Annotated in this window: 13 protein-coding genes; 10 read left to right on the top strand and 3 right to left on the bottom strand. The window is 68.0% G+C overall.

Features of this window, described 5'->3' with window-relative positions; genetic code table 11:
• Positions 1-601: 601 nt before the first annotated feature.
• The 3 genes from ADL25_RS35445 to ADL25_RS35455 all read left to right on the top strand — a co-directional run bounded on the left by ADL25_RS35445 (position 602) and on the right by ADL25_RS35455 (position 2,823).
• The gene (locus ADL25_RS35445; protein ID WP_234381170.1) at positions 602-865 is read left to right on the top strand and encodes a hypothetical protein; all 264 of its coding nucleotides are present in this window, start codon (positions 602-604) and stop codon (positions 863-865) included.
• A complete protein-coding gene (locus tag ADL25_RS35450; protein WP_059132014.1) occupies positions 862-1,227 on the top strand; it encodes a hypothetical protein in 366 nt (121 codons plus the stop codon). The genes ADL25_RS35445 and ADL25_RS35450 overlap by 4 nt, the downstream gene beginning before the upstream one ends.
• A gap of 549 nt (positions 1,228-1,776) precedes the next feature.
• Complete coding sequence (locus ADL25_RS35455) at positions 1,777-2,823, top strand: PucR family transcriptional regulator (protein ID WP_159045076.1); 1,047 nt, start codon at positions 1,777-1,779, stop codon at positions 2,821-2,823.
• Between the two features lie 97 nt (positions 2,824-2,920).
• Here the strand turns inward: ADL25_RS35455 and ADL25_RS35460 are convergent, their stop codons facing one another.
• Positions 2,921-3,472 carry an HdeD family acid-resistance protein gene (locus ADL25_RS35460; RefSeq protein WP_059132016.1) on the bottom strand — a complete coding sequence of 184 codons (552 nt, stop codon included), beginning with the start codon at positions 3,470-3,472 and terminating at the stop codon, positions 2,921-2,923.
• A gap of 266 nt (positions 3,473-3,738) precedes the next feature.
• On the opposite strand from ADL25_RS35460, the gene ADL25_RS35465 reads away from it, so the two are divergent.
• The 6 genes from ADL25_RS35465 (at position 3,739) to ADL25_RS49345 (ending at position 10,091) form a co-directional block, all read left to right on the top strand.
• Positions 3,739-4,239 carry a hypothetical protein gene (locus ADL25_RS35465; RefSeq protein ID WP_059132017.1) on the top strand — a complete coding sequence of 167 codons (501 nt, stop codon included), beginning with the start codon at positions 3,739-3,741 and terminating at the stop codon, positions 4,237-4,239.
• A gap of 218 nt (positions 4,240-4,457) precedes the next feature.
• Positions 4,458-5,654 carry a PucR family transcriptional regulator gene (locus ADL25_RS35470; RefSeq protein WP_059132018.1) on the top strand — a complete coding sequence of 399 codons (1,197 nt, stop codon included), beginning with the start codon at positions 4,458-4,460 and terminating at the stop codon, positions 5,652-5,654.
• Positions 5,655-5,903: 249 nt separating this feature from the next.
• Positions 5,904-6,746 carry an alpha/beta hydrolase gene (locus tag ADL25_RS35475; protein WP_059132019.1) on the top strand — a complete coding sequence of 281 codons (843 nt, stop codon included), beginning with the start codon at positions 5,904-5,906 and terminating at the stop codon, positions 6,744-6,746.
• Positions 6,747-6,786: 40 nt separating this feature from the next.
• Positions 6,787-8,520, top strand: coding sequence for a thiamine pyrophosphate-dependent enzyme (locus tag ADL25_RS35480; RefSeq protein WP_059132020.1), 1,734 nt, complete (start codon positions 6,787-6,789; stop codon positions 8,518-8,520).
• Positions 8,521-8,552: 32 nt separating this feature from the next.
• Positions 8,553-9,581 carry a catalase gene (locus ADL25_RS35485; protein ID WP_059132021.1) on the top strand — a complete coding sequence of 343 codons (1,029 nt, stop codon included), beginning with the start codon at positions 8,553-8,555 and terminating at the stop codon, positions 9,579-9,581.
• Positions 9,582-9,941: 360 nt separating this feature from the next.
• On the top strand, positions 9,942-10,091 hold the full coding sequence (locus tag ADL25_RS49345) for a hypothetical protein (protein ID WP_159045077.1): 150 nt from the start codon (positions 9,942-9,944) through the stop codon (positions 10,089-10,091).
• Between the two features lie 22 nt (positions 10,092-10,113).
• Here the strand turns inward: ADL25_RS49345 and ADL25_RS49350 are convergent, their stop codons facing one another.
• Together ADL25_RS49350 and ADL25_RS46975 are read right to left on the bottom strand one after the other, a co-directional pair.
• Positions 10,114-10,377, bottom strand: coding sequence for a hypothetical protein (locus ADL25_RS49350; protein ID WP_159045078.1), 264 nt, complete (start codon positions 10,375-10,377; stop codon positions 10,114-10,116).
• A complete protein-coding gene (locus ADL25_RS46975) occupies positions 10,374-11,372 on the bottom strand; it encodes a sensor histidine kinase (RefSeq protein WP_159045079.1) in 999 nt (332 codons plus the stop codon). Before ADL25_RS46975 ends, ADL25_RS49350 begins: the two co-directional genes overlap by 4 nt.
• A gap of 675 nt (positions 11,373-12,047) precedes the next feature.
• On the opposite strand from ADL25_RS46975, the gene ADL25_RS35495 reads away from it, so the two are divergent.
• Positions 12,048-14,819 (top strand): ATP-binding protein, encoded by a 2,772-nt coding sequence (locus ADL25_RS35495; protein WP_059132023.1) that lies wholly within the window; start codon positions 12,048-12,050, stop codon positions 14,817-14,819.
• Positions 14,820-15,077: the final 258 nt, after the last annotated feature.

Here is a 15,077-nt window from a genome sequence, read left to right on the forward strand (position 1 = left end):
GTACTCGTAGTCGGCCCCGTAGACCCGGCCCCGCATGAACTCCAGCTCATCCATGCCCCACAGGGTTGCAGCCGCCACCGACAGCCCTGCCGTTACCCACCCGCGGGACAGCCGTTGAACACGGCATCGCGCACTGCAATCCGTCCCCCGCGGAACGCGACGCGGTAGAGGCCCGAACCCCGCCCGGCTTCGGGCCTCTGCCCGTACCCGAGACGCACGTCCGGCCCTAGCGTGTCACGTTTCTCGCCGGGGGCTTCGTTGTAGCGGGGCCGGCGCCCTAGATGTATTGACCTGAAGCGTTGTGACGCGGGCTTTGCATGCGGAGCTCGTCGTCAACCGTGCGCAACGCTTCCAAGCGCCGGGGCCACGCCGGTTCGGCAAAGGCGGAGCTTCCCCGGACGTAGCAGCGGGAGGCTCGCGGACAGGGGACGCAGGTCCGGATTGAACACGCGATTCACGCGCTCTTCAAAGTCGATCATGTTGTCCTCCCCCGCGACCATCCCACTTGGACCATGATCACGTCTCGCCCTTTCGGGATCCGCGTCCCCGGTCCAGACGAATCTGCTATACGCCGGTATCGGCACATAGCTAGAGTGCTGGTATGGGTAAGCAGACGAACATCCGACTGGACGAAGCCGTCAAGGCGGCCGCTGAGGAGCGGGCCAAGCGCCGCGGCCTGAGCTTGCAGGGGTATGTGGCCGATCTGATCGAGGCCGATGTGAACCAGTCACGCGCTGCCTTCATGGCTGGCGCCGCGGCGTTCCTGGCTGCGTACACGGAAGAGTTTGAGGCGGAGGTCGGTGAGGACCGGTACCCCGGCCTCCCGGACAAGCCGGCGGAGACCGCGCCGAAGGACGCCGCGTGAACCTCTGCATCGATGTCGCCTGGATTTTGGCAGTGGCACAGCAGATTCCGGGGGATCCCCAAGTCGTCGATTACGGCGTCCCGGTCGCGGCGGAAGCACGTCATCGGGCGGAAATCCTTGATCACGAGGTCTACCCCGAGCCCCATCACAAGGCTGCGGCGCTGCTGTGCGAGCTGGCGAGGAACCCGTGCCTGGAGGTAAGGAACCTCCTGTTCGCGGCCACAGTGACCGCTGCCTACCTGTCGGCGTGCGGCCTGCCGGTGAGTCCTGGCGTGAACAGCGTTCTCCCACTGGCCCGCGCGGCTCGGGACGGGCTCCCCGTGCGGGAGGTCGCCGCTCAGATCAAGACCTGGACAAGTTGATTGTCCGCAGTGTGAGACGTCTCCAAAAGCCTGGGCCGAAGTGGCGGCGGCGTTGGAGCGCCACGGCCCGACGCAGATTCCCGGGCCGGAGCGGAATGAGGCCGTAGCGGCTGCACTGGGGCCGGTGGCCCCGCGGGGGCGGCGGAGCTTGGGCGGGTGTTCAGGCTTCCGGGACGTCGTGGGGCTCGGGCCGGGCAGCCGGCGAGGTGAGGTGCTCTACCCGGCAGGATCAGCAGGGAGGCTGCCCCGAGGAGGTGGCGGGACTCGCCGGGCCGTATCGACGCTCCTTGCGTCTGATCTTCAGGCTGATTCCGGACGTGGACCAGGGCGCCATCGCCCGCGCCCCCTCCCGAAGGCCCCGGTGAGGCGCGGTGTGGCAAAATTGGGCCCGTGAATGCGCTTCCCCCGTCCGGCGCGGGGACGGCAGACGATGGTTTGCGGTCTGTTCTGGAGCGCTTCGACGTCGGAGTCGTGGTGCGCCGGATGACGGCCGGGTTCGACCGGCTGGCCGCTTACACCAGCTTCGAGTGGCCGGTGGACCGGACGGCCGTGGTGCGCTGGAACGTCGACCTCATTATGCGCTGGATGGTCAACGGGCTTCCGCCGGACGACTATCTCCGGTCCGAACTGCACGAGTTCTTGCGCGCCCGCGCCGTCGCCGGTCAGCCGATCGAGGACAGCATCCTGGTCTACCGCCGTGGGGCGCGTATGTTTTGGGAGGCGCTGCTCGATCTGGCGGGTGACGAGGATCGGGCGGTGCTCGTCGCAGAGTGGGACACGGTCTGGGGCTGTCTGGAGGACTACCTCGACCTGGTCGTGGACGTGTTCGTGCAGGCCTATGCCGACCAGCAGGATGCGCCGTCAACAGCCGGTGACCGGCGTGCCCGTGCCCTCTTCGACCGGTTGTGCGCGCGGCTGCCGGTCACGATCGAAGACCGCGACCGGGCCGCCCGGCTAGGGTTCGACCTGGTGGAGCCGTATCGCCCCTTCACTGCGCGGCTGGCCGGGGCCACGGTCGCCGACCATGCCCGTCTCGCCTCGCGGCTGCGCGCGTCGGGGGCGCTCGCCTTTACCGAGGGGTTCCGGGTGACTGGCCTGACACCGGACCGGTTCGGCTGGGCGGTGTTTCTCGACGATCCGCGGTTGATTCTGGCGCAGGACTCGCCCCTCCCCCGCGATCGGCTCGGTTCGGCCATCGACGGCCTGCGCGCGCTGATCGAGATCGCAACCCGGTCCGGACGCCGGGGCCGGGTGCGCGCCGATGACTACCTGCCCGAACTGCTGCTGGCCGACTCACCGGAAGCCTCCGACCGGATAGTCCGGCGGGTCTTCGGCCCGCTTGAGCGGGCCGAAGCCGTTGATCTGGCGCACACCTTGCGGTGTCTCGCCGCCCACGACTTCGACAACACGACGACCGCAGCCGAGTTGCCGGTGCACCGCAACACACTGCTTTACCGGGTAGCCCGGATCGAGAAGCTGACTGGACTGTCACTCAAAGATCAGCGGGACCGTACCCTCGTGCTGCTCGCCGTCACCTGGGAGGCCATCACCGCAGACGTACGGTCGGCCACGGAGCGGCCGGACGCCTTGGGATAGGTCTGCCGAGGGCACATCGGGGCAACTGATCACATGAGTCGGCCACCGATCACAACCCTGAGCAAGCTCGGGGCTGTGCCGCGCGGGAGAGGTGGGGTCAGGTCGATCGGGCGGTAACTCGAATCCGTCGTGCCAGGCCGAGCTGCATGGCGCCGAGCATGATCAGCCACAGTCCGGCCAGGAGAGCCAGCGTCAGCAGTGACAGCCCCGGCCAAGCAAGCAAGGTCAGGCCGGCGAGGACGCCGAGCAGCCCGATGAAGACGTTCCAGGCTCGCCCGGGCAGGCCTGGGTGGTCGACCGCTGCGAACACGGCCGTGAAACCGTCCACGATCCAGTAGACGCCGAGTACAACTCCCAGCGCGAGCAGCGTGATCAGCACGTGTCGGATCGTGTACAGGCCGAGTAGCAGGCTCACCACGCCGAGGATCGCCGTGAGGGTGCGGGCGGTACTCGTCTCCCCCAGGCTTGCCGATCCCACCAGCCGGAATATCCCAGTGGCGATCAGCTGGGTGCCGAGGAGCACCGCAAGCACAACGAGGGTCGGACCGGGCCATGCCACGGCGATGACGCCGGTGACGATCGAGACCAGACCATAGAGCAGATGCCAGGTCCAGGAGCCGCCCATGCGGGCGACGGGGCTCTTGTTCATGCGGCGAAACTATGCGCGCTCCCGGTGGGCGAGTTCCCAAAATCCGGCCTCGCCTTCGTGCCCGTGCACAGGTTGGAAGGACGTTGAATGGTGAGGGCAGAAGCCGCACTTGGAGAGAAACCCTGTGCCCGAGTTCGTCACGCAATACGGGCCGATCGCGGTCATCGGGTGTGGACCCCGTGGGAAGTGACCGACGGGGCGCTGCCAGAGGGGAGTGCGGACGCTGCCCCGACAGTTCCAGTTGCCGATGGGGAGGATGCCAGGACATGGCCGGTCTCGTTGATTGGGAAAGTTTCGGCGTGATGACCGGGGGCGCCAGCGGCGCCCTCACCGGCCTGTTGTTCGTCGCGGTGTCCCTGAACGCCCAACGGATCGCAGGACATCCGGTTCTGCGGGCGATCGCGGCGCAGACGCTTGTGCCGTTCATTGCGCCGCTGGTGATGGCGACGGTTCTGCTGGTGCCTCGTCAGCCCGACTGGGCCCTGGGCACTGAGTTCATTGCCGCCGGGCTGTCCGGGGGCCTGAGTCTGCTGGCCATCGGGCGGCGCAAGCGCGCTCTGGCCACTGCTCCCAGGCGGCTGGTCGGCCTCTTCGATCGCCGTGACACCGGCATTGTCGTGATGCTGCTGTTCGTGGCCGGCGGAGCGGTCCTGGCGTCGGGCAGGCCTGCAGGGCTCTACCTGCTGCTGCCCGCCTCGCTCGTGGCGTTCGTGAGCGGTGTGCTGAGTGCATGGAACTTTCTGCTGCCGCCGCCGGACATGCTGTAACGGCGCTGCGCCGGAGGACCTGTCTCCGGCCGCGTCCGCGACAGCAGCGGAGCCGATGGTGACCACGGGGCGGGCCCCTGCACTGGCTGCCATCGCCACAGACCCATGTATCGGCGACACCGGGATTTCCCTGTGCGCCGGCCGCCACTGGCCGCCCGTCCCACTGCCCCCTACCCCGGCGATAGCCGGACCGCACCGAGCTCTTGGAAGGAACAGACATGCACGCCATGCCCCGGGCCGACAGCGGGCCCGCGGCGGTCGGTCGGCTGCGAAGCGTTCTCCACGACCTCGACAGCGAGTTGCTGGCACGGCAGGTGGCCTGCGGTCTGAGCGGTGCTCCGGTAGGCCGGATAGCCGGTCACGGCTGCCAGGCGGGCATCGTAGAGGACATCATCCGCCGCAGCCTGGAACTGGTGCGGAACTGGCTGTTGAGCGGGCAGGGGCCCGACGGGGGCGCGCTGTCCGACCTGTATGAGGCGGCGCGCGAGGCGGCCCGGCACGGTCTGGCTGCCGAGGACGTGATACGTGCCTGCTGTGGGGCGGCGCGGGCGGTGCGCAGCGCCGTGCTGGAGACCGGCTCACCCGAGGGTGGGGGTGTGTGGCTGCTGCCTCACCTGGAAGTGCCGTGGGCGTTCCTCGATGTCGCCCTGACGACCGTCACGCGGGCTTACGCCGACCAACGGGACCTTCCGTCCGCCTCGGGCAACTCTCGGGCGGCGACGCTGTTCGCCCGGGTCTGCGCCCGGTCGGCGACGACCATCGAGGACCTCGACCGGGCGGAGCGCATGGGTTTCCAACTCGCAGGACCCCATTGTCCGTTCGTTGCGGCGATCGAAGGCGGCTCGGCCGCCGCACACGCAGGCCTGGCGGCGCGAATCCGGTCCGCGGGTGCACTTGCCAGCGCGGAGGGTCACCGCGTTGCGGGACTGACGATGCCGGGCTTCGACTGGGGCCCCTTTCTCGCCGACAGTGCACTGATTCTCGCGGCCGAGTCGGCTACCCGTGATGACGGGCTTGCGGATGCGGTCGGCAACCTGCACGATCTGGTCACTCTCGCGGCCCGGGCCGGGCGCCGGGGACGGATCCGCGCGGACGACTTCCTGACGGAGCTTATGCTCGCGAACTCCCCGCGGCTGGCGGAAGACATCGTGGGACGTGTCCTTGGCCTGCTGGATGCCGAGGACCCTTCCGGGACGTTGTCACAGACACTGCGGTCCCTGGCCGCGCACGGTTTCAACCGGACAGCGGCAGCAACAGCGCTCCCGGCCCACCGCAACACCCTGCTCTACCGCATCAACCGGATCGAGAAGCTGACCGGCCTCGACCTCGACCGGCACGCGCACCGCGAGCTCGCCCGGCTGGCCGTGGTCTGGAGGGACACCATGGGCGGCGATGTTCCGGCCCGCCACGAGTGAGCGCCGGCGCGGATGCGTCGATGGGTCCTGCCCTCGAAAAGCGGCCCGGTCGGGGATATCGAACGAACGCGTGCACCGCTCATAGTCGGCATTGCGAAATCAGCAGCTGTTACTGGTCGTTGCTGTGCACAACCGCCGGCGGAATCGTTGGGGCCACGCACAGTGCGCGTGGCGGCATGCTGACCGCGGCAGGACAGATCGCCCGGGTGTCTGCCCGGACAACTGCCGCAGCGACAAAGGGATGCCGACATGAGTGATGCACCGAACACGATCGTTCTGATTCATGGACTGTGGATGACCCCGCTGGCCTGGGAGCACTGGGCGGCCCGGTACGAGGAGCGAGGCTTCACCGTGCTCACACCCGGATACCCCGGGATCGAGGCGGGAGAGGCCGGGGTGGCGGCGCTCCGCGAGGACGCCTCCGCGATCGCCGGTATCGGGGTGCGCGAGGTGCTGGACCATCTCACCGAGGTGATCGAGAAGCTCGACACTCCGCCGATCATCATGGGGCACTCCTTCGGCGGGACGTTCGCCCAGTTGCTGGTGGGCGCCGGGCTCGGGGCGGCCGGGGTGTCGATCGACGGCGCCGCCGTCAAGGGTGTGAACGCGATGCCGTTGTCGGAGCTCCGCTCGGTCCTGCCGGTCCTGAAGGACCCGGCGAACATACACAGGGCCGTCCCCTTGACGGCCAAGCAGTTCCACTACGCCTTCACCAACACCCTGGATGAGAACGCGTCTCAGCAGGCCTACGACCGCTACGCGGTGCCGACGCCGGCCCGCATCCTGTTCCAGGGCGGCTTCGCGGCCGTCACCCCGCACGCGGCCACGACCTTCGACTTCTCCGACAACGACCGGGCGCCGCTGTTGTTTGTCTCCGGCGGCAGCGACCACATCCTGCCCCCTGCCGTCCAGCGTCAGAACTACGAGAAGAACGCGAAGCACTCGACGGCGGTCACAGCCCACACCGTCTTCGAGGGCCGCGATCACTTCACCTGCGGCGAGCCCGGCTGGGAAGCCGTCGCCGACTACGCCCTGGACTGGGCAGTGAACCCGCGCAGCGGAGTCCTCGACGCCACGACCGGCAAACGCTGACCGGATCCGACGCAACCCGCTGAGAAGGGAGACACCCGTCATGTCGAAGACGGTGGCCGACGGCCTGTGGGAGATGCTGGTCAGCGCCGGTGTACGGCGCTGCTACGGAATCGTGGGCGACGCGCTCAACCCGGTGGTCGACGCCATGCGCCGCAACGGCCAGGTCGACTTCGTACACGTGCGAAACGAGGAATTCGGCGCCTTCGCCGCGGTCGCCGAGGCGAAACTGACGGGGCATCCGGTCGCCGTGTGCGGAACGGCCGGCCCCGGGGTGGCTCACCTGATCAACGGGATGCTGGACGCCCTCAAGGAGGAGGTGCCCCTCATCGTCCTGGCCGGCGACACCGAAACCGGCCTGATGGACAGCGAGACCGTCGAGGAACTGAACCCGTACCGGTTCTTCGCGCCCGCAGCGGTGTACGTGGGTCGGCTGGTCAACCCCGGCCAGCTCCGTACCGTCGTGACCTCGGCCGTGACGGCCGCGGTAACCCGGGGCGGTCCCGCAGTCGTCGCACTGCCCGGCGACATAGCGGCCGCGGACGCGCCGAAGGATCGCTACGAGATACGACTGCCCCGACCGGTGCGCGCGCCGGCCGGGGCGGAGGATCTCGCCGCCATGGCCGAGATGATCAACGAAGCCGGCACGGTGGCGGTCTTCGGCGGCCAGGGCTGCGCCGGGGCCCACACCGAGGTAACCGCGCTGGCCGGAAAACTGAGTGCGCCCGTCGGCTACTCACTCAAAGGCAAGCAGTTCCTCGAACACGACAACGCGAACGCGGTCGGAATGACCGGCCTCCTCGGCTACGGCGGCTGCCATCACGCGCTCCAGCACGCGGACGTGCTGCTGATGCTCGGCACCGACTTCCCGTTCACCGGCTTCCTGCCACACGGCAGGACCAGGATCATCCAGGTCGACCAGAACCCGGAACGGCTCGGCCGACGCGTACCGGTGGCCTTGGGCGTCACCGGCGACGTACAGGCCACGGTGTCCGCGCTGCTGCCGCTGGTCGAGCCGAAACCCGACGGCGGGTTCCTCACCCGCTGCGTGGAGGAGACCGAGCGGTTCCACCGCAGGACGCGGCACTACACGAGCAAGGGCCCCCGCATCAAACCGATCAGGCCCGAGTACCTCGCCACCGTCCTCAGCGACCTCGCCGACGACGACGCACTGTTCTTCGCCGACACCGGCACCCCCGTCATCTGGGCCGCCCGGCACATCAAGTACGGCCCGAAGCGGCGGCTGTTCGGATCATTCTCCTGGGCGTCGATGGCCACGGCCTCACCCGGCGCGTTCGGCGCCCAGCTCGCCTTCCCCGGCAGGCAGACGATCGCGCTGTGCGGTGACGGAGGATTCACCATGCTCGCACTCGGCGACCTGCTCACAGAGGTACAGCGCCGACTGCCCGTCGTACACATCGTGCTCAACAACAGCAGCCTGGACTTCGTCAAGATCGAGCAACAGGAAGCCGGCTTCGTCCCGTTCGGAACCGACTTCACCAACCCGAACTTCGCCGTCGTCGCCGAGGCCATGGGCGCGAAGGGCATTCGCGTCGAAGACCCCGACGACGTCGCGGACGGCCTCGCGGCCGCGCTGGCCCACACGGGCGGCCCGGTCGTCGTCGACGTCCTCGTCGACCCCTACGCACTCGCCGTCCCAGCCCACGTTCCTGCCAGGACCGCTGTCGGATTCACGCTCAGCGCGGCGCGGCAAGTCCTCGCCGGCCGTCTCGACGACGTCATCGACACCGCCACGCACAACGCCCGGCTCATCTGAACGGCCGCCCCGCCGACCAAGGAAGACGCACAATGAAAGACAGCCACGACTCCCCGCCGGAAACCGCGGGCGCGGTGCCCAGCTGGCGCGAGATCCACCATGGCGGCTCAGCGGAGGCCGAAGAGGCGCACTTCCGCGACCTGGCGGACGTCATCGTCGGCATCCAGCGGGCCAACAAGCAGAAATCCGGCTCGCAGGTCTCCCGGCGGACGTTCCACGCCAAGATCGTCGTCGGCGTGGACAACGCCGAACTCGCCTTCCGGGACGATCTGCCCGCCGACCTGCGCGCCGGAAACTTCACCGACGGGGCACGGCTGCCGGCCATCGTCCGGCTGTCCAACGCCAGCGGCACCGTCCGGACCGACACCAGCCCCGACCTTCGCGGCGCAGCACTGAAGATCGCCCTCCCCGGTGGCAGCGAGCACGACCTCCTCATGACCAGCTATCCGGTCTCCCACGCCCGTAACGCCGCCCAGTTCGTTGAGATCGCCAGGATCGGCGCCGGTCCCAAAGCCCTGGTCCTGCCGCGCATGCTGGCGAAGTTCGGCCCCTCGGAGACCGCACGCATCCTCGGTAATCTCAAGAAGGCCAACCGCCCATCGGCCAGCCTGGCGCAGGAGTCCTACTGGAGTCGCGGGGCCGTCCTGTGGGGCGAGACCGGACCCGTCAGGTTCCGCCTCAGTCCGCTCGGCGCGCCCACTGCGCCTGCCCTGCGGCCGGACTCAACGGACGGACTCCAAGCCGACTTCGCCGCCCGGTTGAACACCTCGCCGGTGCGGTTCGCCCTCCACCTCCAAAAGTACGTCAGTGAGCGGCTCACCCCGATCGAGGACGGGGCAGTCGAATGGAAGGAAGCAGTCTCGCCCTGGCTCGGCGTGGCCACCCTGACGATCCCCGCCCAGAGCATCCTCGGCACCAAGGGACGAGCTACCCGCGACCGCATCGACACCCTCGCATTCAACCCCTGGCACGCTCCTGCGGAGTTCCGCCCACTCGGCAATCTCAACCGTGCCCGCCGCACGGTCTACGTGGCCAGCGCCAGGGAGTGGCAAGCCCGGTAGCGGCCGCCGCCGAGTGTCAACCCGCATCGGCCAGTAGAACTCCGTGCAGAGGCCGCACGGACAGGCAAGGTGGAGGACCGTAGAAACGGCCCCACATGAACTCCAGCTCATCCATGCTCAACAGGGGTGCAGCCGCCACCGACAGCCCTGCCGTTACCCACCCGCGGGAAAAGCCGTTGAACACGGCATCGCGCATTGACAATCCGTCCCCCCGCGGAACGCGACGCGACAGAGGCCCGAACCCCACCCGGCTTCGGGCCTCTGCTCATACCCAAGACGCACGTCCGGCCCTACTCCCGCCGTAGATCGTGATCCTGGAGCGGAGGCCGCTCGAAGTAAAGCACCGCCGGCTCAACCGGCATGACCAAAACCGTCCAATGGGACCATCCCTCCAACGCCCCCTTCGACCAGCGCGCCACCATCAACGGCCGCCCGATGCTACGCATCAGCGCCGGCGGACTCACCGGCTACCGGGTATCGCAGAGCAACGTCACCACCGACGGTCTCTGACACACCTGCCGCGGCGCGGGGCTCATGACCCATCGAGCCCCGCATCCGAGGACTTCACGGTGATCAGATGGAGACCGAGACGCTGCTGGGCGGGTAGCAGTGGCACGGCCCCCGTCCAGGGCAGCGCTGGGGCAGTCCTGCTGTGGTGGAAGTGGTGTTGAACCGCGCGGTGCAGGAGTTGCTGTCCCGGCGAGCCGCTGGCCACGTACACGATCTGCAGCAGGAATTCGCCCTGCCCCGCGTTCGGCTGACGGGCAGCACCCGAGCACAGAGGACGGTGCATCATGCCATCGCCCGGTTGTCGACTTGCTGAGGCACAGGTATCCGCAGCGCAACCGTCGTGCCTTGCCCGGGGGTGCTCTCGACTTTGATTTCGGCGTCGATGAGGTCTGCACGCTCGTGCATGGCTGAGAGCCCCACACCTTGCAATGCTGCGGATGGGCAATATACATCTGGGTGGTTGGGGCGACGGCCGACAGTCATGGATGTCGGCATACCGCACCCGTCGTCCGCGACAGTAAGCGTCACCGTACGGTCATTGATCTGCACACCCACGGTTATCCGCGTAGGGCCGCTGTGCTTGACTGCGTTAGTCAGCGCTTCTTGTACGATCCGATATGCGTGGGCTTGTGTCTCCGACGTCAGAAGATCGTTGGCGCAGCCTTCCCGGTGAGACATTTGCAAGCGGACGGAAATCCCGAAGGTCTCTTCAGTTCGTCTGCACAAGGCATCCAAGGCCGGGCACAGTCCCAACTCGTCCAGTGCGGCTGGCCTCAGATCTACGATCAGATGGCGCAGCGAGGTGATTTGGTTGCCGACCAGGTCACGGGCCTGCTCGATGGCCCTGCGCATGGTCTCCGGGCGGCCGTCGGCGGTGGCTGCTGACAGTGCAACTTGGACTGCGCCTAGTTCCTGGAGAGTGTCGTCGTGCAGTTCGCGGGCCCAGCGCCGGCGCTCGTGCTCTTCACCGTCGTGACGTGCTTGACTGCGTTCCCGCTGCAGAAGTCGCTGGCGCTGTATCGTGCTTCGCCTGGTGGAGGCAGCGTAGACGGCCAGCAGCAGAGGGATCACGTGGAGTCCGTTGAGAAGTGGCTGCTGCGCGATACGGACCAGGCACGCGACAGCCACCAGAGAGGCCAGGGCAGTGGCTACGACCAGAAGAACGCGATTTCCGGAACGGTTCAGCGACGCTGACACGAGGTAGGACGCTGCGCCTGCCAGGGACAGCGCAAGTTCCGGGAGCAGTGGGCCATCCATGATCTCGATGAGAATCGCGGACACGAGAAGGAAGGTCCCCGCTGCCTCGAGAGCTAGGCCCGCGCGGGTCGGCGGAGGGCTGAGCGAAATCATGCCACCAGGCTGCTTTCCCCGGCCGCGGGGAATCATGAGCAGGCTCGACCAACCGGCCATAGTGAGATCCAGAATGCGGGAACGGTGATCGCGCACCGCATCTACGGTCTCGGGAACCGTGGAATCTCCGCGACGATCGCAAGCGCCGACTCCTGGGCCAGCTACCGCATGCGAGCTTGATCACCAGATGGTCATCGGTAAGTGCAACTGTAGTCACCTGCGAGCTTGGGGGCTCGACGGCACAACTGTGGGCGGCGGTGGACCTTGGGACCAGCGGCGGCGACTCGCCACGGACCACATCTCGATCACCTCCACCACAGCCACACGCACGCGCTACCACGGTATATCCAGGTCGATTGCAGGGCAGCCCTACATTGTGCGCATACAGCAAACCCGCAGCCGGATGTGCAGCAGTTCCGCGGTATGGGGCTCACGGCCGGGCCGAGTGGGGGTGCCGTATTTCTCGCACGGTGTGGACAGGCTATTACCGAACCCCTGAGCCAAGGCCCGGGCTCCCGACCGGCCTCCGCGGTCTGTAGGCGTCCAAGCAGTCACTCAGCGTGTTCGGAGGCGGCAGAGGCCGGCCGCCACGGGTAGATTGGCAGCATGCTCCTACCGGGGCGGTCCGAACTTTTTGTCGGTCGGCGTGCCGAATTCGCGATGTTCGACCGCTGGCAGGACGCGGTCCGGGCCGGTCGAGGTAGCGCCCTGGTCGTCCGAGGTGAGCCTGGCATTGGCAAGTCCGCCTTGCTCGACCACATGACTGCGGCCGCAGTCGGCTTCCAAGTGGTGCGGGCCGGAGGCGTCGAAGCAGAGGTAGAACTGCCCACAGGGGTATTGCACCAGGTGTGCGCGCCGCTTCTTGCCGCGCTCGATCAGCTGCCGGCGCCGCAGCAGGATGCCCTCGCTGTGGCCTTCGGGCTGCGCAGACGGCCGGCGCCTGACCGTCTCATGCTGGGACTGGCAGTGCTCGGCCTGCTTTCTGAGGTCGCCACCCGCAACCCGCTGATCTGCGTCGTCGACGACGCCCAGTGGCTCGACTCCGGCTCTGCCCAGGCACTGACCTTTGTGGCGCACCACGTCGGAGCGGAGCCTCTCGGCATCGTATTCGCCACGCGCCGCACCTGTGACGACCTGCGCGGGTTGCCGGAAGTGGCGCTGACCGGGCTCAGTCGTGGCGACGCCCGCGTGGTCCTCCGCTCGGCTCTGCACGCACCCTTGGACGAGAGTGTCATGGAGCGCATCGTGACCGAGTCCCGGGGAAATCCGTTGGCCCTGCTTGAACTTCCCAAGACCGTGACGGCTGCCAGCTTTGCGGGCGGCTTCGGCCTGACGGACTCTGTGGCCCTGCCGGATCGGATCGAAAGCATTTTCCGCCGCCGCATCCGCTTCCTTCCACCAGCCACGCAGACACTGCTCCTGATCGCCGCGGCGGAGCCGACCGGCGATCCCGCGCTGATGTGGCAAGCGGCGGAATGCCTGGGCATCGACGTCCTGGCCGCATCGGCTGCCGAAGCGGATGGGCTGCTGTCGATCGGGACCCAGGTCGTCTTCCGACACCCGCTTGTGCGGTCAGCAGTCTATTCCGCTGCGTCGCCACCCCAGCGGCGGAGCGTACACCGGGCCCTGGCCGAGGCCATCGGCTCCCAGGACCCAGACCGGCGTGCCTGGCATCGCGCGCAGGCTGCAGCAGGGTGCGACGAGGAAGCGGCACTGGACCTCGAAAGATCAGCTCACCGGGCACTGGCCCGGGGCGGCGTCGCCGCGGCGGCGGCCTTCCTGGAGCGATCAGTCGCACTCACCGCAGCCCCTGCCGCGCGGTCGAAGCGGGCGCTGGCCGCGGCACGCGCCAAACAGCAGGCCGGTGCCTACGACAGCGCTCTCCACCTGCTGGCCCTGGCCGAGAGAGGGCCGGCGGACAAGCTTCGGGCGGCCAACACCGAACTGCTACGCGGACAGATCGCGTTCGCTCGCAGCTTCGGCAGCGGCGCCGTTCCCATGCTGCTGCGCGCGGCGCGCCGCTTCGAGTCGATCGATGCCTCGCGCGCCAGGGACGTCCATCTGCAGGCCCTGGCAGCCGCATTGCTGGCCGGTCGGCTGAGCGACTGCGGGATCGGCGCAGTCGCCGAGAGCGCTCGCCGTGCATCCGCAACTCGAGCTCGACACGCGCCTGACCTGCTGCTGGAGGGCTTTACGCGGCTGATGGCCGAAGGGCCCCGTACCGGTGTCCCCGTACTGCGCAGAGCCGTCACGGCCTTCATCGAAGATGATCTCGCCCCGGAGGAAGAATGGCACTGGCTGTGGCTGGCCGGTCATGCCGCCGGACTGCTGTGGGACGACAAGGCATGGCAGTCGCTGGCCATACGGCTGCTGCGGTCCTGCGAGGAACGGGGTGCGCTCAGCATGCTGCCCGTCGCCATGGCCACACGCGCGGGAGCGCACCTCTTTGCCGGGGAACTACAGAAGGCCGAATCGCTGGCTGCGACGGCTGCTGACGTCACCGCCATGACAGGAGCCGGCCTGGCCCCCTATGCCGAGGTGGGTCTGGCCGTCTTCCGCGGCCGGGACACTGAGGCCACCGCCGTGATCCATAGCGCAACCCGAGACGCGATAACCCGGGGTGAAGGTGTCGCCCTGACGTTCCTGCAATGGGCTGCCGCCGTCCTCCACAACGGTGCAGGGCACTACGCCCAAGCTCTGGAGTCCGCGCGGCAAGCCAGCGCTGACACGCACGTTCAGCGGTTCCGCAACTGGGCGTTGGTCGAAGGCATCGAAGCGGCGACGCGTACGGGCCAGCAGGACACAGCCCATCAGGCGCTGAAGGACCTACGCGAGACGACCCGTTTCTGCTCCACCGACTGGGCCGTAGGCATCGAGGCGCGCTGCCGGGCTCTGCTCGCCGACGACCCGCACGCCGAGGACCTGTACCGTACAGCCGTCGGCCGACTGCGGCGCACCGGCGTCCACACCGAAGCAGCTCGTGCCCGGCTTCTGTACGGGGAGTGGCTGCGGCGCAAGCGCCGCCATGTCCAGGCAAGGCACCAACTGCGGCAGGCGTTGGAGATGTTCACGGGATTCGGCATGGACAGCTTCGCAGAACGGACCCGCAGCGAACTCTCAGCAGCCGGAGAGCGCGCCCACGAGCAGCGGCCCGGTCCGAGCGAGCAGCTCACCTCCCAGGAAAAGAGAATTGCCCTGCTTGCGGCCGAAGGAGTCACCAATGCGGCAATCGCGTCACGGCTGTTCATCAGCGCCAACACGGTCGACTACCACCTGCGCAAAGTCTTCAAAAAGCTCGATGTCACCTCGCGTACCCAACTCGCCTGGCGGCTGCTGCAGGACGACCGAACGGTGCCGGGAGACACAGACCACTCCTGACGCCGCATGCTGGAGGAAGCCGCAATCATATGGCGCCGCGGGAGGAAGGCTTCTGCCTGTCTGTCGCCTTCGATCCGGCATCCGCGCCTACCGCCGGCAGCAGCCCGCCACCAGACCGAGCCACCCCGGGGCGCACCTCCACCGAAGCCGGTCCGTGCGGGATGTTCAGCCGACCGTCGCGGTGGCCGCTTGTGTACCCGGCGGGGCTGGGCGAAGTAGGCCCAATTGGCGAGTGGCAGCCTCAGATTGGGCGCGGTA

Origin of the sequence: Streptomyces sp. NRRL F-5122, from assembly GCF_001507435.1 — a bacterium.
Classification (GTDB): domain Bacteria; phylum Actinomycetota; class Actinomycetes; order Streptomycetales; family Streptomycetaceae; genus Streptomyces; species Streptomyces lannensis.

What these genes read in the sequence shown, in the direction of transcription:
- ADL25_RS35445 (WP_234381170.1), top strand. Translation starts at nt 602, where the DNA reads ATGGGTAAGCAGACGAACATCCGACTGGACGAAGCCGTCAAGGCGGCC.
- ADL25_RS35460 (WP_059132016.1), bottom strand. Translation starts at nt 3,472, where the DNA reads ATGAACAAGAGCCCCGTCGCCCGCATGGGCGGCTCCTGGACCTGGCAT.
- ADL25_RS35465 (WP_059132017.1), top strand. Translation starts at nt 3,739, where the DNA reads ATGGCCGGTCTCGTTGATTGGGAAAGTTTCGGCGTGATGACCGGGGGC.
- ADL25_RS35470 (WP_059132018.1), top strand. Translation starts at nt 4,458, where the DNA reads ATGCACGCCATGCCCCGGGCCGACAGCGGGCCCGCGGCGGTCGGTCGG.
- ADL25_RS35475 (WP_059132019.1), top strand. Translation starts at nt 5,904, where the DNA reads ATGAGTGATGCACCGAACACGATCGTTCTGATTCATGGACTGTGGATG.
- ADL25_RS35480 (WP_059132020.1), top strand. Translation starts at nt 6,787, where the DNA reads ATGTCGAAGACGGTGGCCGACGGCCTGTGGGAGATGCTGGTCAGCGCC.
- ADL25_RS35485 (WP_059132021.1), top strand. Translation starts at nt 8,553, where the DNA reads ATGAAAGACAGCCACGACTCCCCGCCGGAAACCGCGGGCGCGGTGCCC.
- ADL25_RS49345 (WP_159045077.1), top strand. Translation starts at nt 9,942, where the DNA reads ATGACCAAAACCGTCCAATGGGACCATCCCTCCAACGCCCCCTTCGAC.
- ADL25_RS49350 (WP_159045078.1), bottom strand. Translation starts at nt 10,377, where the DNA reads ATGATGCACCGTCCTCTGTGCTCGGGTGCTGCCCGTCAGCCGAACGCG.
- ADL25_RS35495 (WP_059132023.1), top strand. Translation starts at nt 12,048, where the DNA reads ATGCTCCTACCGGGGCGGTCCGAACTTTTTGTCGGTCGGCGTGCCGAA.